The organism is Kutzneria sp. 744, assembly GCF_000568255.1.
GTDB lineage: Bacteria > Actinomycetota > Actinomycetes > Mycobacteriales > Pseudonocardiaceae > Kutzneria.
On record NZ_KK037166.1, the window covers coordinates 10,868,088 to 10,892,687 of the forward strand.

The following is a 24,600-nucleotide window of genomic DNA, read 5'->3' on the forward strand; positions in this document are numbered from 1 at the left end:
GGACGTTCGAGATGGTGGATCTGATCGAGATCTACGTCCATTGGTTCGCGGGCCGGTCCAAGAGCGAGATCGCAGCCAGCCTGGGAGTGGACCGGGGCACGCTGCGCAAGTACCTCGCGCCGGCCGAGGCGGCGGGGATCACACCGGGTGGACCGCCGATGCTGGTGGAGACGGACTGGCGGCGGCTGGTGGCCGAGTGGTTCCCGCAGGTGGTCGACACCACGCTGCGCGCCACGACATGGCCGGAGATCGCCGAGCACCGCGACTACATCGTCGCCCAGCTCGGCCAGGGGGTGACACAGGCCACGATCCACCAGCGGCTGCGTGACGAGCACGGGCTGCAGGTCAGCTACGCGTCGGTGAAGCGGTGGGTGGCCGCGAACCTGCCCGAGGAGGTCGTCCGCTCCAGAGTGACGGTGCCGCGCCCGGAGGTGCCCGCCGGTGAGGAGGCACAGATCGACTACGGCCGCTTAGGGATGTGGACCGACCCGGCCACCGGCACGCGGCACAGGGTCGACGCGTTCGTGATGGTGCTGGCCTGCTCGCGACACATGTTCGTCTTCCCGGTGGTGAAGATGGACCAGACCGCGTGGACCGCGGCGCACGTGGCCGCGTTCGACTTCTTCGGCGGCGTGCCCCGCAGGCTGGTGCCCGACAACCTGCGCACTGGGGTGGACAAGGCGGACCTCTACGACCCGAAGATCAACCGCTCCTACTCGGAATTGGCTGTCCACTATGGAACGTTGATCGACCCGGCGCGGGCGGTCAAGCCCAAGGACAAGCCGAGGGTCGAGCGCGCGATGCCCTATGTCCGGGACTCCTTCTGGCGGGGCCGGGAGTTCCTGTCGCTGCAAGCTATGCGTGACGAGGCCGCGTTCTGGAGTATAGAGGTCGCCGGGCGGCGGACCCACCGCGGCCTGGACGGCGCGTCGCCGCTGTCGATGTTCGAGACGGTCGAGGCCGAAGCGCTGCTTCCGTTGCCCCGTAAGCAGTTCGTGCTCGCGTCCTGGTCGACCGGCAAGGTCGGACCGGACTGCCACGTGAAGGTCGGCACCGCTCTCTACTCGGCGCCGTGGCGGCTGATCGGGCAGAGTCTGGACGCGCGCTCGACCGCCACGATGGTGCAGCTGTTCCACCGCGGTGAGCTGGTCAAGACCCACGTGGCCGCGCAACGCGGTAAACGCACCGATCCGGGCGACTTCCCGGAGGAGAAGATCGCGTTCTACATGCGGACTCCGGCCTGGTGCCGCAAGACCGCAGAGGAAGTCGGCCCGGCCTGCGTCGAGGTCATCGCCGCGCTGGCCGAGGGCGGGGTGATGTTCAAACTCCGCCAGGCGCAAGGGATCTTGGGCATGCGTGACAAGCACACCCCGGACCGGCTGGAGGCCGCCTGCCGCAAGGCCCTGGACGCTGGTGACCCGTCCTACCGCACCATCAAGGGGATCCTGGCGCTGGGTGCGGAGGCCGACCCCGTCCAGCGGCCGGCCGGCGACGGTGGGGCCGCGGCGTTCCTGCATGGGCCTTCGCTGCTATTCGGCGACGCGCTCACCATGCCGACCCCGCACGAGCAGACCGGCGCCCCCACCGCGAGCGTGAGCGGCGACCCCGCCGGGCAGGCGGCCGGTTGACCCCGGCCGCCTGCGTCACCCCCGGCTGCGGCAGCCCACCCTGATGAGGAGAAACCCTTGAACAGCAGCATTGTTGACCCCACCCTGCACCAATCTCTACGCGCTCTGAGGTTGTCGGGGATGCTGGACACCCTCGACGCCCGCTTGGCCCAAGCCCGCGGCGGAGAACTGGGCCACCTGGACTTCCTTCAAGTCCTCTGCGACGACGAGATCACCCGCCGCGAGGCCCACGCGATCGCCCGCCGTGTCCGCCGGGCCCACTTCGACGAGCAGGCCACCCTGGAGGAGTTCGACTTCACCGCGTCCCCGAAACTGCCCGCCGCCCAGATCCGCGACCTCGCCGCGCTGCGGTGGCTGCAGGCCGGCGAGTCAGTGATCTTGTTCGGGCCGGTCGGTGTCGGGAAGAGCCATGTCGCACAAGCGTTGGGGCATCTGGCGATCCGCCGGGGCGCCGACGTCCGGTTCACCAAGACCAGCAAAGCGTTGGCCGACCTGGCCGGCGGGCACGCCGACCACACCTGGGCGCGCCGCCTGCGTGAGTACGCTCGCCCGTCGCTGCTGATCCTGGACGACTTCGCCATGCGGGAGTTGACCGCGCCGCAGGCCGACGACCTCTACGAGCTGATCTCCGAACGTGCCACCGGCGGGGCGTCCATGGTGCTGACGTCCAACCGGCAGCCGGCTGACTGGTATCCGTTGTTTCCCAACCCGGTGGTGGCCGAGTCACTGCTCGACCGGCTCATCAACTCCAGCCATCAGGTCTTCATGAACGGGCCCAGCTACCGCCCCAAGAAGCGGCCGGGCAGAGCCGCCACCACCCCGGCGAAGCCGAGCGAATAGAGTCACACCACGGACCAGCCCTCTGGTGGATTCCGTGAGCCGAGCTCTGGTGGATTAGCTGAGCGTCGACAACGAGGCGAAGCAGTAGGCCAACCCGATGTCAGCGCGGAGGCGACATCGCTGACACATCCGGCCGTGGCCACCAAGCCGAATCCACTGACATCGCGCGTCGCCTACCTACTGGCACGCGATGGCGTTTCCCTGGTCAACGAGGTAGTCCGCCCACGGGCAGCCCGACACGTGCGGGCAGCTGTCGATCTTCGCGTTGCAGTTGCGACATAGCACGCCTCTGACCAGGCCATTTCGGTGGTCGTGATCGACCGCGGCCGCCAGCCCACGGCCGCAGGCGTGGCAGGCCGTGCCGAACCGCTCGGCCAGCTGGATGCGGATCCGACCGAGCGGGGTGGCCGGGTTGTGGTGCGCTGGCCACGTCGTGCGCGCCTCGGCGCTGGGGCAGCGCTCGGCCGGCGGCACGAGTTCGGCCGGCGGCACGAGTTCGGGCGCGGTGACGGTGTCGGTCAGCGTGAACGTCCACCGCACCGTTCGCCACACCGAGCCCGCCGGCAGCTCGGAGCTGCTGACCAGCGGCGCCTGGACGCGGTAGGCGGCGCCGTCGGTCCACCAGTAGCACCACTGCTCGTGGCCGAACCGGCCCTGCTCCGCCGGGCGCGGTCGGCGCCGTGGGTTTTCTCCGCAGACCAGTGTCTCGTCCACCCGCAGGTGCCAGCGGCCGTCGTCGCCGAGCACGGCCATCGCCTCGGTCAGCCCGTCCAGCGTGCCCGGGTAGCGCCACGCGCACGGGCGCTGGGCCAGTTCGGAACAACGACAGGTCTCGGGCAGGCCACCCTGGAGGAGTTCGACTTCACCGCGTCCCCGAAACTGCCCGCCGCCCAGATCCGCGACCTCGCCGCGCTGCGGTGGCTGCAGGCCGGCGAGTCAGTGATCTTGTTCGGGCCGGTCGGTGTCGGGAAGAGCCATGTCGCACAAGCGTTGGGGCATCTGGCGATCCGCCGGGGCGCCGACGTCCGGTTCACCAAGACCAGCAAAGCGTTGGCCGACCTGGCCGGCGGGCACGCCGACCACACCTGGGCGCGCCGCCTGCGTGAGTACGCTCGCCCGTCGCTGCTGATCCTGGACGACTTCGCCATGCGGGAGTTGACCGCGCCGCAGGCCGACGACCTCTACGAGCTGATCTCCGAACGTGCCACCGGCGGGGCGTCCATGGTGCTGACGTCCAACCGGCAGCCGGCTGACTGGTATCCGTTGTTTCCCAACCCGGTGGTGGCCGAGTCACTGCTCGACCGGCTCATCAACTCCAGCCATCAGGTCTTCATGAACGGGCCCAGCTACCGCCCCAAGAAGCGGCCGGGCAGAGCCGCCACCACCCCGGCGAAGCCGAGCGAATAGAGTCACACCACGGACCAGCCCTCTGGTGGATTCCGTGAGCCGAGCTCTGGTGGATTAGCTGAGCGTCGACAGGATACGCGACGGCGGCGCCTGGGGCGGTCGGGCCGACGGCTTTGTCGGCGCCTACTCGTGCGACCGCGACAACGAGTACGTCCTCGTTCCCCAGACAGCGACCGAGTCGGTTGACAAGTCGAAGCTCACGTGGGCAGTTCGGGTCGGCGACCTCCAGAATCCCGATTCCGTCCTGCCGCCCCCGGCAACGGTGGCCGTCGCCGTCGCATACTTCGCCGCACGTTGAGCGACTGACGATCACACGGCTGGAGAGCTCATTCCGGACTGTATTCCTTGGAGACCTTGTGTGTGAAGAGAATTGCTGTGCTGGCTAACAGGTGCTGACGCGTGATGGCGTGCCGTCGGGGAGGATCCCTCTCCTGTGGCGGTCCGATTGGCATGCCTTGCTGGCGGTCAGGTGGCCTGCCTGGAGGTGGTTGCCAGCACACGCACCATCCAAATGACGCCGGCACAGGTGGGTCTGCTGCACGGATTGGTGACATCTGAGTTGGCTTGCTGTGACGGCGTCGCCGGTTGCGTGGTGCACACCGACCGCGGATCGCAATTTCGATCAAGAAAGTTCGTCCGCGCGCTCGTGCGTCACGGCCTGACTGGCTCGATGGGCCGGGTCGGCGCCGCGGGCGACAACGCCGCGATGGAAAGCTTCTTCGCGTTGCTACAGAACAACGTTCTCAACCGGCGCACCTGGTCCACCCGCACCGAACTGCGGACCGCGATCGTGGCCTGGATCGAACGCACTTACCACCGCCGCAGACGCCAAGCCGCCCTCAGCCGGTTGACCCCCATCGAATACGAAGCAATCATGACCACGTCAGCCAGCCAGGCTGCGTGACTACCACTGTCACCTACTCGTGCAGCAGACCCAGATTCTCGCTCGGATCTCGGCGTCGGCAGTCATGCGAATGTTATTTCGACACTCGAATGTGAGTCAGCGGATCGCGTCGTGTACTAACCGGGAGACGGCGGCTTGCTGGTCCTTGGTCGGAATCGGCAACACGTTGGTCGATGTTGAGGAACCCTCAGGTACTAGGAATCGAACGTTCGGATGCTGTGAGGCAACCTGGTTGGCGGCGGTCGCCGCCGCCTGGTCGATGGTGACCACGACGTTGCAGCGTCGTTGCAGAAGCGTTGCCACGTAAGGAGAGTCACTGGCCGCGGTGTTGGGCTCGGCCATGGCGAGGTAGGACACCTTGATGCGGGTCTGGGTGGACACATCCTGCAGGCCGGCCCAGACTGGCTGGGCCGCCGGCGAGGCCAGGCCCGACGGCCCAGTCAGCAGGCAGGCCTGGAAGTCCTGGTACACCACGGCTCGTGACGGCGGCAGCTCGCGGTCCGAAAAGGACAGCCACAGCGCCACCCCGACGCCGGCCGTGGCCACAACCACCGCGGCGATCAGCAACCACCGATTACGGCGCATGTCTACCCCCTTCGAACCGCCATCAGCCTGCCAGGTGCACCGGCGACTCCGCCATCGATGCCCGAAAAGTGCGGGTCCGTACGATTAGTGGGGCTCTCGCTGGTCAGCGGGCGAGCATTGGGCCGTTCGGCGGATGTTCGTGACCTCGACTTGCCATCTACCTTGACCAACATTTGGGGGGTTCGTTCAGGGGGGACGAAGTGCGTCTAGATCCGCGTGTCCAGATCAGACCGACTCGTCGGCGAGTGCTCAGGGCGATCACCCTGTCAGCGTTGGTCATACTGACGCTCGGGTTATCGACAGAGTCGGCCAGTGCCGCCGAGCTGGCGCTACCGGCGATCAATCTGCCGTCGCCGATGGATGTGTTGTCCTGGCTGGCGTCGCCGTCTTGGGGGAATCTGCCCAAGCAGCAGGGCGGCACCGCGGACGGCAAGAGCCACCAGGTACCGGCTTCGGCGACCCGCGCCGGTCGCGGGATTGGCAAGGCGCCCGGCAAGGGCGTCGGCGAGTTGCCGCCCGAGCATCCGCCCAGCCACCCAACCATCGTCGGCGCGTCCACGAAGCCGGCGGCCAGGGCGGTGGCCGGCTTCAATGCCCAGACCAGCCACCGGAACGCGGCGAAGTCCTCGGCGACAATGAGCTGGTTCAGCAACGCCGACGGCACCGTCACCAAGAAGTACACCCAGGAGCCGTCCAACTACCGGGACGGCCATGGCGACTGGCAGCCGATCGACACCATGGTCGCGCTCGGCGGCGACAAGCGCTGGCACGAGAAGGCGAACTCACTCGGTGTCGACTTCGCCCCGCAGGCCAACGATGCCACGCTGGCGTCGTTCGCAGTGGACGCCAAGCACGGCATTTCCTACGGCCTGCAGGGCGCCGTGCCGGTGACGCCGAAGGTGTCCGGCCAACATGTCACCTACCCCGGAATTCTGGCCAACACCGACCTGACGGTGACCCCGACGCCGACGGGGCTCAAGGAGTCCGTCGTCCTGCGAACCTCGTCAGCCGGCTCGTCTTGGACCTTCCCGTTGCATCTCAACGGGTTGACGCCGAAGCTGGCCAAGGACGGCTCGGTCAGCCTGGTCGACTCCGCCGGCAAGGAGATGCAGCGCATCCCTCGGGCCTACGCGTTCGACTCCAAGGTCGACCCGGCGTCCGGCGACCCGGCCACCACTTACCAGATCAAGTACGAACTGGTCGACGCGCATGGCACGCCGGCGCTCAAGATCAGCCTCGACCCCAAGTGGCTGGCCGACCCGCACCGGGTGTTCCCGGTCACCGTAGACCCGACCTTCACCCTGACGCCCAACACGACCTACGTCGAGTCGGACAGCCCCGGCGACCACTCGATGGAACAGACCATCAAGATCGGTTCCTACGACGGCAGCGTCGCCGCCCGGTCGCTGCTGTCCTTCCCGAGCGACATCGACGGGTCCGGGATCAAGATCGACGCAGCCACCCTCAACCTGTTCGACACCTGGGCCTCCAGCTGCACGCCGGAAGACTTTGGGGTCAACGAGCCGAACGACTGGTGGGACCCGAAGTCGGTGTCGTGGCCGGGCCCCGGCATCGGCACCTCGATGGACGGGCAGTTCAAGCCGCCGAACGTGCCGAACGCCTGCACGAACACCAAGGCCAACCGGGAGGTCGGCGACTGGGTCAGCGTGCCTCTGTCGCCGGAGTTCGCGCAGACCTGGGCCAACGGCGGCGACGACCTCGGCCTGCTGGTCGCCGCCATCGAGAACGACAGCCTGCACTGGAAGCAGTTCGACTCGGCCAACATGTACGGCTTCCAGCCGACGCTATGGCTGACCACCGAGGGTGATGTGCCGCCGCAGATCGACTCGATGTGGCCGGCCAACGGGCAGACCATGCAGACCCTCACGCCGTGGCTGTTCGCAGCCGGGCACGACGTCGACACCTCCGCCGATTCGTTGCAGTACCAGTTCCAGATCTGGCAGGACGCCAACACCAAGGTGGCGGACTCGGGCCCGATCGACGACGACTACTGGACGGTACCGGCCGGCAAACTGACCTACGGGCAGTCCTATTTTTGGACGGTCCAGACCCTTGATGGCACCTACTCCTCGAACGTGTTGGCCTGGAACCAGATCAACATCCAGGTGCCGCAGCCGGCGATCACCTCGTCTTTGTCCCAGAACAGTTCCGCGCAGGGCTTCGACCCGAGCATCCAGAACTACACCACCAGCGCCACCGACGTCACCGTGCCGACGCCGGGACCGTCGCTGTCGGTGGTGCGGGACTACAACTCCCGCGATCCGCGGCGCACCGGCGGGTTCGGCGTCGGCTGGTCGGGCCTGTTCGACACCAAAGCGACCGAGCGCACCGACCCGTACGACCACAGTCACGTCAACAGCGTCAACGTGACCTATCCCGATGGCTCGGAGGTGGGCTACGGCAAGAACTCCGACGGCACCTACTCGCCGTCGCCCGGTCGGTTCGCTACCTTCAAGTCGATCACCAACGGCTACAGCCTCACCGACAAGAACGACACCACCTACACGTTCACGCAGAATCTCGGGGCCGGCACCTACGGCGTATCGTCCATTTCGGACGCCAACGGCCGGACCGAGACCTTCACCTGGGTCAACAACCAGATCACCGCCGTCACCTCCGCGGTGTCCGGCCGGTCCCTGCACGTCACCTGGAACACCCCAGCCGGCGCTACCTCGCCGCACGTGGCCGCCGTCGCCACCGACCCGGTGACGTCCGGGCAGTCGGCGAGCGCCCTGACCTGGACCTACTCCTACCAAGGCGACCAGCTCTCCTCGGTTTGCCCGCCCGGCGCCAGCACCGCGTGCACCAGGTACGGCTACGACAGCGGATCCCAGTACCAGAACCAGGTTCTCGACCAGGGACCGCACTCGTTCTGGCCGCTGGCCGAGACCTCCGGCACCACGGCCAACAGCGGCGTGCTGATCAACGAGGGCGCGGACAACGGCACCTATGCCAACGTCAACCTCGGCCAGCCCGGGCCGCTGCCGGGTTCCTCGGCCACCAGCGCGGGATTCAACGGCACGTCGTCGTACGTGCAACTGTCCAAGGACATGACCGCCGGGTCATTCCAGACGCTTTCCCTGTGGTTCAAGACAACTGCCGTCAACGGCGTGCTGTACTCGTCAAGCTCGCTGCCGATCACCAACAACACCACGACCGGCTTCTACACGCCGGGCCTCTACGTCGGCTCGGACGGCAAGCTGCTCGGTCAGTTCTGGACCGGAGACGCCACCAACCCGTTGAAGACCGCGAACCCGGTCAATGACGGCAACTGGCACCATGTGCTGATCTCGTCGCTGTCTGCCGCGCAGGCCATGTACCTCGACGGTGGCTTCGTCGGGCAGGCCGCCGGCGCGCTCGCGGTTCCGCTGCAGCGCTTCAACTACATCGGCGCCGGTTTCCTCGGCGGCGCCTGGCCGGACGAGGCGAACCAGGGAAAGGACAATAACACCGGCTACGCCAGCTACTTCAACGGGTCGATCGCCGACGTCGCCTTCTACGACACCGCGCTGGACTACCACCAGATCATCGACCAGTACCAGGCGGCCAAGTACCCGGCGAGCCTACTGTCCCAGATCACCCAGCCCTCGGGCGCGGTGTCGGCGAAGATCTCCTACGACCCGGTGTCGGCGGCCGTCCGCCAGGTCACCGACGCCAACAACGGGGTGTGGCAGGTCGCCGCGCCGGTCGTGCACGGCACCGGCCAGTTCCTCCGGCAGACCATCATCGGCGACAATCCCACCGCCTACTACCGATTGATGGAAACCCCGGGCAGCACGAAGGCACGCAGCGAGGTCACCTACCAGGCGGGCACGTACTCGTCCGGCGTGACGCTCGGCGTTGACGACGCCTACCAGGACGGCGGCACCGCCGCGCAGTTCGACGGCAAAGGCTCATCGGTCGAACTACCAGCGTCGACGATCACCTCGGCGACTGACGGGCTGTCCATCGAACTGTGGTTTCGTACCACGAAGCGAAACGAGATCCTAGTCGGCGACACCACGACACCGGGGCAGAATTGTGCGGTGGGCCAGGCCTGCCTGCCAGTGCTGTGGGTCGGTTCCGACGGCAAGCTCTACGGCAGCCTGCCCGCCTCCGGGCAGCCGCAGCTGAGCTCGGCCAACACCGTCGACAACGGTTTCTGGCACTACGTCATGCTGACCGGCTCGGCCACCAGCCAGACCTTGTACGAGGACCTGAACACCCCAGTGACCGCGGCCAGCGGTGCGCTGGCGACCGGCGGCAACACCCACCTCCTGCTCGGCAGCGGCACGGCCGGTGCCGGATGGCACGGCCTCACCGACATGGCGGTGTTGCCGACGGACGGCGCCATGGGCGACGTTGCCTTCTACCACAAGGCATTCACCAAGGACGACGTCAAGCGGCACACCGACGCCATCTCCAACTCCAAGGGCATCCGGCCCGACGTCAACGTCTACGTGACCGATCCGGGTGGCAAGTACATCTACTACCGGTTCGATCCGGTCTACGGCAACCGGAAGATCGCCACCACCGACAACCTCACGGGGGCGTTCACCACCGTCACCTACAACTACGACACGTCGGGCTTCCTGAACAAGGTCACTGACGCCAACGGCATCGCCGCCACGACCGGGCACGACGTGCGCGGCAACACCGTGTCCCAGACCACCTGCCAGGACCAGGCGGCGAACAAGTGCTCGACGGCGTACTACACCTACTATCCGGACGACACAACCAAACAACTGACCACCACGGACGCCCGCAACGACGTGCTGCTGACCGTGCGGGACGGCCGGTCGTCCAGCGCCACCGATCCGACGTACCTCACGACGTACGGCTATGACGCCAAGGGCAACAAGACCACGGTGACGACGCCGCCGGTACCGGGCTTCCCGAACGGCCGCACGACGACAATCACCTACAGCGACGGCACTTCCGCCTATCCGGCGGCCGACGGCGGCAGCGTGCCGGCGGGCATGCCCGTGAAGACCGTGTCACCCGGCGGTGCCAGCAACTCGGTGTCCTATTTGCACGATGGCGACGTTGCCAGCACCACCAACGCCGACGGCCTGGTCACGAAGTTCGGCTACGACGGTATCGGGCGGGCCGCCAGCCAAACCGTGGTCTCGGACAGCTATCCCAGCGGACTGACCACAACCTATGGCTACGACGCGCACAACCACGTCACCACCCAGACCGACCCGACCGCCACCAACCGGGTCACCGGCGCGCGACACACCGCCGTGACCACCAGCCTGTACGACCCTGACGGCAACCTCACCTCACAAACGGTCGCCGACTCGACCGGCGGCGACGCCTCCCGGACCGTCGGTTCGACGTACAACTCGCTGGACCAGAAGACATCCACTACAGATGCCAACGGCAAGACCACCAAGTACGGGTACGACGTCTACGGCAACAAGACGTCCCAGATCGACCCGGCCGGCACCGAGACGGACTGGACCTACGACGCCGCCGGTCACCAGCTGACCCAGTCCATCCAGTACAACGGCAGCCCGCTCAACCCGCAGCCGGTCAAGACGCTTACCGAGGCCTCGCGGGCCTACGACCCGGGCGGCCGGCTAGCCTCGGTCACCGACTCGATGGGCATCACCACGTCGTACACGTACCTGGACAACAACCTGACCGCGACAGTCACCAAGGCTGATGTCAACGGCCAGAACAAGTTCCAGGTGGAGTCCGACTCCTACGACAACGCGGGCAACCTGACCAGCAAGACCACCAACAACGGCGCGACCATGGTGACGTCCACTGTGGATGCCGCCGACCGGACGACCACCACGACGGTCGATCCGACCGGTGTCGACCGGACCACCACGCTGTCCTACACCCCGGATGACAAGCCGGCCACCACCACGCAGACCGACTCGGCTGGCTTCGACCGCACGGTCAACGCGAGCTACGACCCGATGGGCAACGTCGTCTCGGAGAGTCTGTACGGGGACAGCAAGGGGCATCCGGTCGGCTGGTGGCCGCTCAATCAGACCGCCGGCGCCACCGTCCCCGACGCATCTGGTTCCGGAAATACCGGCTCCGCAACGAATGTCACTTGGACGGACGGGGCGGCGAAGTTCGACGGCAGTGCCTCGAAGATCACCACCAACGGCCCGGCAGTGAACACGACGTCCGGCTACAGCGTGTCCGCGTGGGTGTCGCTGGACAAGCTCGACAACTACTACACGGCGGTCGCGCAGGGCGGCGGCAACGCCGCCAGCTTTTACCTCCAATATTCCCCCGCTTTCCACAACTGGGCGTTCGTCAGCCCCAGTTCGGATAGCGGCAGCGCGAGTGCATACCCGGCAGCCCACGACAGTCAGGCGCCAAACAAGGGCACGTGGACCCATCTCGTCGGGATCTTCGACGACCGGACCAACACGATGAGCCTGTACGTCGACAACCGCTTGGCAGGCACGGCGCCGAACTCCACACCCTGGACCGGAAATGGGCCACTGACGATCGGTGCGGCACAGACCTCCGGCGGGGCCGCGAGCAACTGGTTGCCCGGGGAGGTCAGCGATGTTCAGGTCTACTCACGCGCACTGACCGCAAGCGACGTGCAGACATTGTTCACAGCGGGTCGAGACAAAGGCACTGTCGCCTCCACGCCGTCGGTCAATGTCAGCCGCGCCCTGGACCAGCGCGGCCTGCCCAAGACCCAGACAGACGCGAACGGCAAGGTCACCAGCTACTCCTACGACGAGGCAGGGCATCTGTCGGTCACCACCGCACCGACGGTGTCGACAGAGGTCAATGGCGGCAGCCCGACCCAAGCGCACCCAGTGGCATCCGCCGGCTACAACACCTTCGGCGAGGCGACCGAGCAGCAGGACGCCAACGGCAATGTGGACACCACGGTCTACGACGCCGACGGCCAACCGGTCTCGATCACCCAGCCGAACTACACCCCGCCCGGCGCGTCTGCGCCGATCACCGCCGTCACCGTGAACAGCTACGACGCGGCGGGCAACCTGGCCGACGTCACGGATCCCTTGAACCACAAGGTCTCCTACCTCTATGACCAGCTCGGCGACCGGGTCCGTGCGACCCAGCCCAACGGCGCCAAGACCGAGTCGGTCTACGACACCAACGGCCAGTTGCTGCAACAAACCGACCCGACCGGGGCGCAGACGCAGGCCACCTACGACGTGCTCGGCCGTCAGCTGACCTCGACCGTGCTGGAGCGCTACCCGAGCGCCGTCACCGCGACGACCACCAACTCCTACACGGCATCGGCGATCAACCCCAACGGCGCCTTCCTCGCGTCCACGACATCGCCCTCTGGCGCGACCATCACCTACGGCTACGACAATGTGGGCGAGAAGACCTCCGTCAAGGACGGAGCGGGCAACGTCAACTCCTTCGGCTACGACTTCGTCGGACGACAGCAGTCCACCACCATGGCTGACAAGTCGAAAGGCACCACGACGTTCGACGCCGCCGGAAACCCGATCGGTGCTGATCTATTCGACGCCAACGGAACCAAGCTCGCATCGGTGACCGCCGGCTACGACGGCGACGGCAACAAGCTGACCGACACCGACGCCCGTGGCACCACGGTGCGGCGCAGCTACGATGCACTCGGCCGGCTCGCCCAGGCGACCCAGCCGGTATCGGCGACCTCTTCGATCACCACGTCGTTCGGCTACGACGCCGCCGGCAACCGCACCAGGGTGACCGACGGCCGGGGCAACTCCTGGATCAGCGCCTACAACACATGGAACCGACAGGAATCCACGCTTGAACCGGCCACCGCGCGATACACCACCGACGCCGATCGCCGCAGCACCACTGGTTATGACGCCGACGGGCGGCCGACGCGGACGACCGAACCCGGCGGCGTGACTATCGCCGCTGGCTATGACGTCAACGGAAACATGGTGACCCGAACGGGAACCGGAGGTGACGCTCCGACCGCCAACATCACGATCGGCTACGACCTCGACGGCCGAGTCACCTCGGCGAAGACCGATGCGATCGGCACCGGCGCGGCCGCGACCAACGAGACGTTCGGCTACAACGACCGCGGCAGCCTGCTGACCGCGACGGGATCGGCTGGCTCGTCGTCATTCGGATACACAGTGGATGGTCTGACCGCCAGCCGCTCCGATGCGGCCGGCAGCACCTTGTACAGCTACGACACCGCAGACCGGCTCGCGACCGTGACCGATGCCGCCACCGGAACCAAGGTCGGCTACAGCTATAACACGCTCAACCAGGTCTCGCAGATCACCTACGGCAGCAACGGTAACGTGCGGACCTTCGGCTACGACGGGCAACACCGCCTGGCCAGCGACACCCTCGCCACCGCCAGCAAGACGACCATCGCGTCGATCGGCTACGGCTACGACCCGAACGGCAACCTAACCTCTAAGAACACCAACGGGTTCGGCAACGCCGCGGCCAATACCTACACCTACGACCTGGCGAACCGCCTGAGCGCGTGGACGGTCGGTGGCACCTCCACCAACTACGGCTATGACGCTTCTGGCAACCGTACCCAGGCCGGCGCGAACGTCTACACCTACGACGCCCGCGACGAACTGACCTCCGACGGCACAACGAATTACAGCTACTCCGCTCGGGGAACACTCAGTCAGCAAGGGACCACTGCCGTCACGTTCGACGCGTTCGGGCAGATGGCCACCCACGGCAACCAGAAGTACACCTACGACGGTCTGGGTCGGGCCCTAAGCAGCGGCACCGACACCTTCTCCTACGCCGGCGACAACACCACGCCGTCGTCGGACGGCCACAACGTCTACACGTATGACCCGTCCGGCAAGGTGATCGGCATCGGTAGCGGCACGCCAGGCACTGGCCTTCTGGCGTTCATCGACTTACACAACGACGTCGTCGGCGAATTCAGTGCGGCCGCGACGACGCTTTCCGGTTCGACCACCTACGACCCGCTCGGTAACGCGCAGCCAGGGGCCAATCTGACCGGCAAACTCGGTTACCAGTCGGGGTGGACCGACCCGGCGACCGGCAAGGTCGACATGGCGGCCCGCTGGTACAACCCGAAGGCCGGCCAGTTCGCCAGCAAGGACACCGCGCCGCCGGACCCGGCGGTGAATCCCAACTCCGCCAACTCGTTCGGCTACGTCGACGGCGATCCACTGACCCGCACAGACCCGACCGGCCACAGCTGGTGGGACGACCTCAGCAGCGCCGTCTCGGACGCTTGGGACACTGTCACCTCGGCCGCCAGCGACGCCTGGGGCTGGGTCGACGACAACATCATCCAGCCGTGCGTGCACGCCTGGGACGACTTGGTTGACACCGTCGAGGACGACTGGGACCAGACCTGGAACTGGATCGACGACACCGCCTACGGCGTCGTTAACGATGTCGGCCAGGCCTGGGACGACGCGTCCGACTTCGTGTCGACCGCGTATGACGACGTGCAGACCAAGGTCGTGCCGTGGGTGCAGAACCACGAGTCGACCATCGCCTCCTTCGCCACCGGGGCCGCCACCTTCGTCGGCTGCACTGCTTTGACCGGCGGCGTCGGGGCCATCGGCTGCGCCGCGCTCGCCGGTGAGGCCGCTGGGGCCGTGGCGTACAGCATGGACTGCGGCAAGTCCCAGGATGGTTGCACCGGTGACGGCATCCTCACCGCCATGGGCCTGGGCGTCCTCGGCGGTGCCCTGGGCGGTGCCCTTGCTGGTCCGCTCGGCGGTCAGCTGGTCAGCGACGCCCTCGGCGGCATCTTGCCCAAGATCGCTATCAACGCCCTCGTCGGCGCCGGCGCCGGTGCCGGCAGCGGGGCCGTGGTCGCGACCACCGAATACGGACTTTCCTGTAGTTCCAGCAAGGACGGCTGTTCGGTTGAAGGCGCCTTGGACGCCGCTGGCGGCGGTGCCCTGACCGGTGCCCTGTTTGGTGCCCTCGGCGGCGTCATCGCGGGCGGAGGCGGGGATGAGCCCGGCGCCACCCCGGAGGGCGAGATCCCCGCGGTCGGCGAGTCAGTGCCGGCTGCGGAAACCGCACCGGCGCAGCAAGCCGCGCCGGGCGCGGAAGCGGCGCCGGCGGCCGGAGGACCAAGCGAAGAATCCGCGGCGCCGCCCGAGGAGGACGAGCCGGAGAGCTGCCCGTTCCCGCCGCCGACGCCGCACAGCTTCACCGGTCAGACCAAGGTGCTGATGGCCGACGGCTCGACCAAGCCGATCAGCCAGGTCAAGGTCGGCGACCAGATCGCCGACGCGGTGCCAGGTGACAGCAGCCAGCAGACCCACACCGTCCAGGACGTCATCACCACGACCACGGACAAGGACTTCGTGGACGTGATGATCGCGCCGTCGAAGGTCGGCGCGGCGCTGGCCGGGATGGCGCTCGCCGCAGCGGCGACGCTGACCACGACCTACCACCATCCCTTCTACGACGTCACCCAGGCCGCCTTTGTCGAGGCGATCGATCTCAAAGCCGGCGACCAGGTCCAGACCTCCGACGGTGACACTGCCACCGTCACCGGCGTCCGTGCGTACCACCAACAGGCGACCACCTACGACCTCACCATCAACGGCCTGCACACATACTTTGTGCTGGCCGGCGACACCCCGGTGCTGGTCCACAACATCAACACACCGCTGGCCGGCGTCTGCGGGCCGAAGGGCGAGGACGTCTTCGGGATCCCGCCCGGCTCGAAGAACGGCCCGGGCGCCTTCCAGGGCATCACCCCGTCGTTGCTGCGCGACTACAACATCGGTGCCAACGCGAGGGCGAACACTACAGCACCGATGTGCTCGTACTGCCGAGTCAGCAGCGCGCAGGCGCTCGATCACGTCTGGCCGAGAATCGGCGGTGGTGACCTCACCGACGACAACCTGACCCCGGCGTGCCGGCGCTGCAACAGCTCGAAACGGGACCGAGTGGCAGCCAAGACACCGCCGTCCAACTATGTCGGCCTGTGGCCACCGCCGTGGTGGCCGCAATGGATGGTCCAGGGCTGGCAGCAGACGTACGGCCTGACGCCATACACTGTGCCCTAGTCCAACGGGGGCGCACCGCGACGCGATGCGCCCCCGTCCGTTCGATCGCGAAAGGATGATCCGATGAACCCGGAGCCGATCTACATCGCCCACTCCGATCCGGCGCTGAGGTCCGGGCAGCAGCGGATCGCGATGGCCGACCTGGCGCCGTTCGGCCTCGACGGGCAGTTCGAGCAGCTGTGGTTCGGCGACATCGGGAACGGCGTCCACGAGATACGCTGCGTGCCATTTCACGTGTACGGCATTTCCCTGCTGGACCACGTAGAAATCCGCGACGACCGATTGTACGCGCTCGTGAAACCGTCCGGACATCGCACTCTGCGGGCGCTTATCCGGCCCGAGCCGAATGGGGTCTCCGTGTCGGAAATGCGCCAGTTCGTCGACGACCTCGCGGCTCGTGAGCGGTTGCTGGTTGAATGGAATGGCGACAGGTTCTTCGCTGTTGACATTCCGCCTGGTCGCGTGTCGGCGCCGCTCGGCGAGTTCCTGTTGCGCAATCAGGAGGCCGGAAACCTGCATTGGGAGTGGGCCGACTCTCAGGAGTTCGCGTCGAGTCGGTAACGAGTGGACCCGCCTGACACCGGGCCTGGGGCGCGCGCTGGATTTCTCCAAAACGGGACTGATGGCGGGTCGTTGGGCGGCCGGGACGCAACTCGTGGCCTCGCACACTGTGGCAGATCACTGGTGCCCAATTGAAGCCGCCGGTTCTGGCCGACTTGCCCACCTAGTGCTTCGTAACTCTGTTTGGTTTACGTCTGGTTGACGGGCCGTGGTGTTGACTTGGCCTGGTGGAACTGACGTCGCAGGAGCGGGCGGAGTTGCAGGCCCTGGTCTACAGCCCGGATGTCGTGGCAACGGTCGCGACCAGGGCCCGGATCGTGTTGTGGCACGCGGAAGGCCGGCAGAAGAAGGACGTCGCCGCGTTGGCCGGGGTGTCGCGTCCGACGGTGGACCTGTGGCTGAACCGCTACGTGACCCAGGGCATCGCGGGTCTGTTGGACCGGCCGCGTGGCGCCGGCCGTGAGCAGGTGCCCTGTCCTGGTCGGAAACTCGGTCGGTAGCCTTGACCTGCTGTTTGTTGTGTTCGTTGATCGGTGGTCCGTGGCTGTTCGGCTGTTGTACGTGATCTTGGTCCAGGTGTCGTCCTGGCTGACGCTGCTGGCTCGGGGCTCAGCCTCCAAGGACGCGGAGATACTTGCGTTGCGCCACGAGGTCGCGGTGCTGCGCCGTATCAACCCTCGCCCACGACTGGATTGGGCTGATCGGGCAGTGCTCGCGGCTCTATCCAGCCTCCTATCGAAATCCCTGCGGGGCTGCCGTATCGTCACGCCCGCGACGTTGCTGCGGTGGCATCGCCGGCTCGTGGCCGGGAAGTGGCGTCAGCCGAAACCGCCGGGCCGTCCGCCCATCAGCAACGAGATCACCATGCTGATTGTGCGCCTGGCAACGGAGAACCGGACCTGGGGTGTGGTCCGTATTCAGGGCGAGCTGCGTCGGCTCGGGCACCGCATCGCCGCCTCGACCATCCGCCGGATCGTGCGCGGCCACCGGATACCGCCGCCGGCCAGCCGCGGCGACACGTGGCGGACGTTCCTGCGCGCCCAAGCCGACGGTCTTCTCGCGATTGACTTCCTCCACGTCGACACTGTCAAACTCAAGCGCCTGTACGCGGCGTTCGTCATCGAGCACCGCACCCGCCGTGTGCACCTGCTCGGCGTCACCGACCACCCGACCGGAGCCTGGGCAGCCCAACTGGCCCGTAACCTCGCTGCGGATCTTGACGACGCCGGACGCCGTTTCACCCATCTGATCCGTGACCGGGACGCCACATTCACTGCGGCCTTCGACGCGGCGTTCGCCTCGATTGGCGTCCGCGTGGTCCTCACCGCACCGCAGGCACCGCGGATGAACGCGATCGCCGAACGCTGGATCTGCTCGCTCCGACGCGAATGCATCGACCGGCTGCTCATCACCGGCCGCAGCCACCTCTGCCACGTGCTGGAGGCGTACGTCGAGCACTACAACGCCGGCCGTAGCCACCAAGGCCACGGCGTTGGACTACGAGCACCTGATGACGACCCGAACGTGATCCCACTGCCCACCCCAGTGGACCGGATCAAGCGCACACGACGCCTCGCAGGACTGTTCAACGACTATGAGCCAGCCGTCTAAAAGCCCAGTTCACAGCCGGTGACAGCATTTTCGACCAGGACAGGCACTCGCGGGATTGGCCGGAGCGATGCCGGCGACCGTCACCACGCGGGCGATCACGTTTCACCTCCGTAAGCGCCGGGCCGATCAGGCTGTCGAGAACTACCGGGAGCGGCGGGCGGATGCGGAAACCCAACCGGTCCGCGAAGCGCTCGCGACGTGGATCACCGGCATCGGTGAGGAATTGGCCGATGCCGAACCGGATATGCCCGACGGTGTCGCCGACCGGCCAGCAGAGACATGGGAACCGCTACTGGCTATCGCCGATGCCGCCGGTGGTGATTGGCCGGACATCGCGCGCGCCGCGTGCCTGCATTTCGTTGGGGAAAGTACGCAAGCCCCGACTTCGCTCGGGGTTCGGTTGCTTGCTGACCTGCACGCCATATTCACCCGCCGCAACGCGGACCGGTTGGCGACCAAAGACTTGCTTGCGGAACTGTGGGAGATCGACGACGGGAGGTGGACGGATATGGAGGGAAAGCCGCTAAACGATCGTCGCATGTCCAAAGAGCTGCGTAAATACTTGGTCGCCCCGGCTGCGTTCAACGATGGGACCGGCACGGTGAAGGGGTACGTCACCTACCCGACCTATGACAGCGCCGGTGAGCAGGTGCAGGTGGGGCTGGCGGACGCGTGGTCCCGGTACCTGTCTTCCAGCGTCGGTAACGTCGGTAACGTCGGTAACCTTGCAGGTCAGAGCGTTACCGATACGGGGTCGGTTACCGCAACGGTTACCACTAGCGCGGCCAGCTCGGGCGCCCACCCTCTGACGGGCGGTGCGCCATGACCCCGTCCCATGGGCGCCCGAACGCGCCGATTACCGGTAACCAGGGTGCTAGCGGTAACCGTCTGACCAGGCACGTTACCGACGTTACCGACGTTACCGATCCTGGGGAACACCCCCTGGGGCCCTCCGCGACCGCCGCTGTCCGCCGTCGGCCGGCCGACCGAGCACGCCACGAACAGGGGGACGTCATGCCGGAGCTGGCGCACGTGCCGACCGTCGTGCCTACGCGGCACCTGTACCGCATTCCGGAGGCAATGGCGCTGCTCTCCATGAGTCGTTCGGTGATTTACGAGCAGATTCGGGCCGGTCGACTCAAGACGGTCAAGCAGGGATCGGCCCGCCTTGTTCCGGCTGTGGCCATTAACGCGTACGTCGAATTGCTTATGAGTGAATCGGGGGTGGAATTTGACCAAGCGTCGTAGCCGTGGTGACGGTGGTCTGCATTGGGATGATAATCGTAAGCGTTGGATTGCGACCGCAAGTCTTGGGTTCGACAGTAACGGGAAGCGGCTGACCAAGCGGGCCAGTGGAAAGACGAAAACCGAAGCTAAGGACAAGCTTAAAGAGATCCTGCGCGACCTTGACGACGGTTTGCCTGTCGGTCCTGATGGCTACACGGTGGCTGACGCTGTGAACGCATGGTTGGCGTTCGGTCTGAACGGCCGCAGTGCAGGAACGGTCAGCAACTACCACTGCCTCGCAGAGAAGCACATCGTCCCGAAGATTGGTTGGCAGTCGCTTCGCAAGCTGAGTGCGGAGGATGTTGATAAGTGGCTCGCCGGGATGACGGTTGAACTGAGTACCCGCACACTGCGGCTACTGCATTCGCTGCTCAGTCGAGCGGTCAAACACGCTCAAGCGCGAGACAAGGTCAAGCGCAACGTCGTCGCATTGTGTGAGATCCCAACGGGGCTAGACGGTAGACCGTCAAAGGCGCTGACGTTGGAGCAGGCGGAGGCCGTTCTCAATGCAGCTCGGAATTCACCGTATCACGCCTACATTGTGTTGTCGATCCTGCTCGGTGCCCGCACCGAAGAGTTGCGCGCGCTGACATGGGACTGCGTGGACCTCGTGGGCAAGCCAGATGCGGACGAGCCGATGTTGCCGTCCATTGCCGTCTGGTACTCGGTGAGGGAGGGAGGTGACACCAAGACCAGGAAGTCTCGCCGCACGCTGGCGATGCCGACGCGTTGTGTCGAGGCGTTGGCGGAACATCGCGACATGCAGGACGCGCGGCGGAAGGCGATTCGACAACGGCAGGCTGCCGGTGGTCCGCGCGCGATCCATGCCCGCTGGGAGGACAACAACCTGGTCTTTGCATCGGAGGTCGGCAGCGCGCTGGACTCCCACAACGTCCGGAGAGGCTTCCGGCGAGTGCTCAAGGATGCCGGCGCGGGGCTGGTGCCGGGGGAGTGGACCCCGAGGGAGATGCGGCACAGCTTCGTTTCGCTGTTGTCGAGTGAGGGGGTGCGGTTGGAGGACATCGCGCGGTTGGTCGGTCACAGCGGCACGGCGGTGACGGAGGCGGTCTACCGGCACCAGATCAAGCCCGTGATGGAGGAGGGGGCCACGGCGATGGACCGGATCTTCCCGGGCAAGCCCAAGCCGTAGTCACGCAGTTAGTCACTCAGTACGATAGAGGCCCTGCCACCTGTGTTGGTGGCAGGGCCTCTGACCTGCAATTTCGACCGTCGGGACGACAGGATTTGAACCTGCGACCCCTTGACCCCCAGTCAAGTGCGCTACCAAACTGCGCCACGTCCCGGTCTTGCACTCGGGGGTGTTCGTTGAGTGCTGGGATAGCTTAGCGCACCGGGGGGAAAGATCGAAATCGGGGGGTGTCTGGGCGCTGAGCTGGGGGAATGGAGGGCTTCCGGCGGGTGGGGATGTGTGTTAGGAAACCTTCTGAACTATTTCGGCGTGCGGGGAGCTGGGGCAGATGAGACGAGCGCTGGGCAGGGGGCTGGTGGCGGCCCTGCTGGTGAGCCTGGTGGCTGCCACGGGGGCGATGCCGGGGCAGGCGGAGCCGGCCGGCGGCGAGCGGGGGCTACAGACGCTGGGCGGCCAAGGGTGGCAGGTGCAGAGCAGCGCCCAGGCGACGCAGCCGGGGGCGGAGGTGTCGAAGCCGGGCTTCGACACCAGGACCTGGCTGAAGGTGCGGCCGGACGACGGGGGAGCACCGGGTACGGAGATCACGGCGCTGCTGCAGAACGGGAAGTGCCCGGACGTCTACTTCTCGGACAACATGCGCAAGTGCTTCGGGTACACGACGGACAACGCGGGCCCGGTGACGATCCCGCCGTTCGACGTGCCGTGGTGGTTCCGCACGGATTTCACGCCGGACGGCAGCGGCGACACGAGGCAGCTGATCGTGAACGGCGTGATCGGCAAGGCGGACGTGTGGGTGAACGGGCAACAGGTGGCGATCAGCAGCACGGTCACGGGCGCCTACACGAAGTTCACATTTGACGTTTCCAAGCTCACCACGAAGGGCCGCAACACGGTGGCCCTGAAGCTCTACCCGAACGACCCGGGCGCGATGTTCACGGTCTCGGACATCGACTGGAACCAGGTCCCGCCGGACAACAACACGGGCATCCACTTCCCGGTCCAGCTGAAGGTCTCGGGCGCCCTGAACAACGGCAACGCCAGGGTGCTGCAGGACAACACGAAGGACATGAGCCGCTCGACCCTGACGGCGAAGACGGACGTCACCAACAACGGCGACCGCACGGTCACGACGGTGGCCAAGGCGACGGTGACGGACCCGAACGGCCGCCGCGACACGGTGCAGCAGACGGTGACGGTCCAACCGCACAGCACTCAGACGGTGACGTTCCGGCCGATCGTGATCGACCACCCGAAGGTGTGGTGGCCGTACTACCTGGGCGACCAGCCGCTGTACACGCTGACCACGGAGGTCCAGGGCAGCGGCACGAGCGAGCAGTTCGGCATCCGCACGGTGACGACGGGCCTGATCAGCCCCTCGCCGGCGGCGCCGCAGGGCGTGCGGCAGTACTCCATCAACGGCAAGCCGCTGGTGATCCGCGGCGCGGGCTTCGCGGAGGACCTGTTCCTGCGCTACGACTCGGCCGACATCGCCAAGCAGATCCGGCTGCTCAAGAACATGGGCATCAACCTGGTCCGCGTCGAGGGCCACTTCCTTCCTGACGACTTCTACCAGCAGATGGACCGTGCCGGCATCATGGTCAACGCGGGCTGGTCCTGCTGCGACCACTGGGAGCTGCCCGGCAACGAGAAGGGCGTCACGGATGAGGACTTCAAGATCATCCAGAACAGCGCCCAGTCGGTCGGCGAGCGGCTGCGCGACCACCCGAGCGTGATCACGTTCAACTGGAGCGACAACCAGCCGACGCCCCGCCAGGAGGCGGTCTCGCTGCAGGGCTTCAAGGACGCGGACTTCACGCAGCCGGTTGTGGCCTCGGCGGAGTACAAGGCCAGCCCGAAGCTGGGCCAGGCCGGCGAGAAGGAGGGGCCGTACGACTACGTGTCCCCGAGCTACTGGTACGACACCACGCACTTCGACCCGACCGACGACTCCCGCACCAACGTGGGCGGCTCCTGGGGCTTCGACAGCGAGCAGAGCGCGGGCGACACGGTGCCGACGCGGGACTCGCTCAACCGCTTTATGAGCGCGGACGAGCAGGCCAAGCTCTGGCAGGATCCGGCCTACAACCAGTACCACCTGAACTTCGAGGCCGACCACGGCGGCTACGCCTTCGGCACGCTGTTCACGTTCGACACGGCCCTGCAGAACCGCTACGGCCAGTGGAACAGCCTCGACCAGTACGTGCAGCAGGCGCAGGTGCAGAACTACGAGAACACCCGCTCGCAGTTCGAGGCGTTCATCGACCACTCGACCAACCAGCCGACGCCGGCCACCGGCACGATCTACTGGCAGGGCAACAAGGGGTGGCCGAGTCTGCTGTGGACGTTGTACAACAACGACGGCGACCAGGCCGGCAGCTTCTTCGGCGCGAAGAAGGCCAACGAGCCGCTGCACGTCCTGTACGGCTACGACGACGGCGGCGTCACGATCGACAACCTGGGCGCCGACAAGCAGGACGGCCTGACCGTCGAGTCGAAGGTGTACGACACCGACGGCAACGTGCTGGACAGCCAGCGCACGGCCCCGACCTCCCTGGCCAGCCAGCAGGTCAGCACCGACGTGCTCAAGCCGAAGACGCCGGCGGTCACCACGCCGCCGGCCAAGGCGCAGACGTACTTCGTGGAGCTGTTGCTGCGCAAGGGAAACCAAGTCGTTGACCGTAACGTGTACTGGCTGTCCACGCAGCAGGACGTCGTCGACTGGCCGGCCAGCTACGGCAACCCGCAGGCGACCATGACCCAGTACGGCAACCTCAAGGGCTTGCAGAACCTCCAGCAGGCCAAGGTGTCCGCGGTGGCGGCCTCGCAGAGGCAGCGGGATGGCAAGCAGGCGACCAAGGTGACGGTCACCAACACCTCGAAGCAGCCGATCGTCGGCTTCTTCCTGCGGGCGGACATCCGGCGCGGCAACGCGGACGGCTCCGAGAAGCCCGGCGACAACCAGGTGACCTCGGGCGTGTGGAGCGACAACGACGTCACGCTGTGGCCGGGGGAGTCGCAGACCCTCACGGTCACCTACGACGCGGCCGATCTGCGCGGCGCGACGCCGGTGGTCAGCCTTCAGGGCTGGAACCTGCCGAAGTTCGACGTGAAGGCCGGCAGCGACCTGGTGTCCTGCGCTGCGCAGGAGGCGGCTGTGGCCGCGCACAACATCCTGCACGTGGGGTGATCGACCGGTAACACAGCGGCGCCGCCGGACCTCCCGGCGGCGCCGTTTTCAGTTGTGGCCGATCACGCCGGTCTCGGTCAGCGGCGGATCCCAGGCCAGGGCACTGGGCGATCCACACCTCGGCGCTGTTCTGCTCGTCCTGCGCCTGCTGCTTGTCGTCGGCGATCGCCTTGTCCGGGCGTCGTTGGCAGTGGTGACGGCGGTATCGGCGTCCTCGCCGGTGTGTGGGCCCCTTCTGTGTTGAGTGGCTGCGGCTCCGCAGCCCGCTGCGATTTTGTCGTCCACCTGGTAGGCGGTCCCAGTCACGGTGGTGCGGCTGTGTCGCGGCTCCGTGGCGTCCGTCAGCGTCCAGTCGGTCTGGGAGCGCTTCCAGAAACTCGGTCACGAGATGGTGTCGACCTGTTGACCTGATGACCACAGGCCGACAA

13 protein-coding genes, 1 tRNA gene and 1 pseudogene are annotated in these 24,600 nt (G+C 66.5%); 12 read left to right on the forward strand and 3 right to left on the reverse strand.

Translation table 11 applies throughout. The features are described 5' to 3' along the window. Positions 1–11: 11 nt before the first annotated feature. Both istA and istB read left to right on the forward strand, forming a co-directional pair. Positions 12–1,628 carry an IS21 family transposase gene (istA, locus tag KUTG_RS49210; RefSeq protein ID WP_232241556.1) on the forward strand — a complete coding sequence of 539 codons (1,617 nt, stop codon included), beginning with the start codon at positions 12–14 and terminating at the stop codon, positions 1,626–1,628. 57 nt (positions 1,629–1,685) lie between these two features. Then, the gene (gene istB / locus KUTG_RS49215; RefSeq protein ID WP_043726874.1) at positions 1,686–2,468 is read left to right on the forward strand and encodes an IS21-like element helper ATPase IstB; all 783 of its coding nucleotides are present in this window, start codon (positions 1,686–1,688) and stop codon (positions 2,466–2,468) included. Between the two features lie 177 nt (positions 2,469–2,645). Here the strand turns inward: istB and KUTG_RS49220 are convergent, their stop codons facing one another. Further along, a complete protein-coding gene (locus KUTG_RS49220) occupies positions 2,646–3,215 on the reverse strand; it encodes an endonuclease domain-containing protein (RefSeq protein WP_043726875.1) in 570 nt (189 codons plus the stop codon). Between KUTG_RS49220 and KUTG_RS49225 the strand changes: the two genes are divergently transcribed. After that, positions 3,189–3,875, forward strand: coding sequence for an ATP-binding protein (locus tag KUTG_RS49225; RefSeq protein WP_084580766.1), 687 nt, complete (start codon positions 3,189–3,191; stop codon positions 3,873–3,875). The genes KUTG_RS49220 and KUTG_RS49225 overlap by 27 nt on opposite strands. A gap of 589 nt (positions 3,876–4,464) precedes the next feature. Then, positions 4,465–4,779 (forward strand): annotated as a pseudogene (locus tag KUTG_RS49230) (transposase); the annotation flags it as partial. A 96-nt stretch (positions 4,780–4,875) separates the two neighbouring features. On the opposite strand, the gene KUTG_RS49235 reads toward KUTG_RS49230, so the two are convergent. Further along, the gene (locus KUTG_RS49235) at positions 4,876–5,364 is read right to left on the reverse strand and encodes a BMP family ABC transporter substrate-binding protein (RefSeq protein ID WP_043726877.1); all 489 of its coding nucleotides are present in this window, start codon (positions 5,362–5,364) and stop codon (positions 4,876–4,878) included. 272 nt (positions 5,365–5,636) lie between these two features. Between KUTG_RS49235 and KUTG_RS49240 the strand changes: the two genes are divergently transcribed. The 7 genes from KUTG_RS49240 to KUTG_RS49270 all read left to right on the forward strand — a co-directional run bounded on the left by KUTG_RS49240 (position 5,637) and on the right by KUTG_RS49270 (position 20,985). After that, complete coding sequence (locus KUTG_RS49240; protein ID WP_157495360.1) at positions 5,637–16,376, forward strand: LamG-like jellyroll fold domain-containing protein; 10,740 nt, start codon at positions 5,637–5,639, stop codon at positions 16,374–16,376. A 63-nt stretch (positions 16,377–16,439) separates the two neighbouring features. Next, complete coding sequence (locus KUTG_RS49245; RefSeq protein ID WP_043726879.1) at positions 16,440–16,937, forward strand: DUF4265 domain-containing protein; 498 nt, start codon at positions 16,440–16,442, stop codon at positions 16,935–16,937. Positions 16,938–17,164: 227 nt separating this feature from the next. Beyond that, on the forward strand, positions 17,165–17,437 hold the full coding sequence (locus tag KUTG_RS49250; RefSeq protein ID WP_052396366.1) for a helix-turn-helix domain-containing protein: 273 nt from the start codon (positions 17,165–17,167) through the stop codon (positions 17,435–17,437). A 61-nt stretch (positions 17,438–17,498) separates the two neighbouring features. Beyond that, a complete protein-coding gene (locus tag KUTG_RS49255; RefSeq protein WP_232241361.1) occupies positions 17,499–18,548 on the forward strand; it encodes an integrase core domain-containing protein in 1,050 nt (349 codons plus the stop codon). A 67-nt stretch (positions 18,549–18,615) separates the two neighbouring features. After that, positions 18,616–19,374 carry a DUF3631 domain-containing protein gene (locus tag KUTG_RS49260; protein ID WP_052396367.1) on the forward strand — a complete coding sequence of 253 codons (759 nt, stop codon included), beginning with the start codon at positions 18,616–18,618 and terminating at the stop codon, positions 19,372–19,374. Positions 19,375–19,562: 188 nt separating this feature from the next. Then, on the forward strand, positions 19,563–19,796 hold the full coding sequence (locus KUTG_RS49265; protein WP_157495362.1) for a helix-turn-helix domain-containing protein: 234 nt from the start codon (positions 19,563–19,565) through the stop codon (positions 19,794–19,796). Further along, positions 19,780–20,985, forward strand: a complete 1,206-nt coding sequence (locus KUTG_RS49270) for a site-specific integrase (RefSeq protein WP_043726881.1) — start codon at positions 19,780–19,782, stop codon at positions 20,983–20,985. The genes KUTG_RS49265 and KUTG_RS49270 overlap by 17 nt, the downstream gene beginning before the upstream one ends. 80 nt (positions 20,986–21,065) lie before the next feature. Here the strand turns inward: KUTG_RS49270 and KUTG_RS49275 are convergent. Then, positions 21,066–21,139: transfer RNA gene (locus KUTG_RS49275), tRNA-Pro, on the reverse strand. Between the two features lie 174 nt (positions 21,140–21,313). Here KUTG_RS49275 and KUTG_RS49280 point away from each other — a divergent pair. Further along, positions 21,314–24,172 carry a glycoside hydrolase family 2 protein gene (locus KUTG_RS49280; protein WP_052396368.1) on the forward strand — a complete coding sequence of 953 codons (2,859 nt, stop codon included), beginning with the start codon at positions 21,314–21,316 and terminating at the stop codon, positions 24,170–24,172. Positions 24,173–24,600: the final 428 nt, after the last annotated feature.

Coding starts and splice junctions, on each gene's coding strand:
- KUTG_RS49235 (WP_043726877.1), bottom strand. CDS start 5,364: ATGCGCCGTAATCGGTGGTTGCTGATCGCCGCGGTGGTTGTGGCCACG.
- KUTG_RS49245 (WP_043726879.1), top strand. CDS start 16,440: ATGAACCCGGAGCCGATCTACATCGCCCACTCCGATCCGGCGCTGAGG.
- KUTG_RS49260 (WP_052396367.1), top strand. CDS start 18,616: ATGCCGGCGACCGTCACCACGCGGGCGATCACGTTTCACCTCCGTAAG.
- istA (WP_232241556.1), top strand. CDS start 12: ATGGTGGATCTGATCGAGATCTACGTCCATTGGTTCGCGGGCCGGTCC.
- KUTG_RS49265 (WP_157495362.1), top strand. CDS start 19,563: ATGCCGGAGCTGGCGCACGTGCCGACCGTCGTGCCTACGCGGCACCTG.
- KUTG_RS49280 (WP_052396368.1), top strand. CDS start 21,314: ATGAGACGAGCGCTGGGCAGGGGGCTGGTGGCGGCCCTGCTGGTGAGC.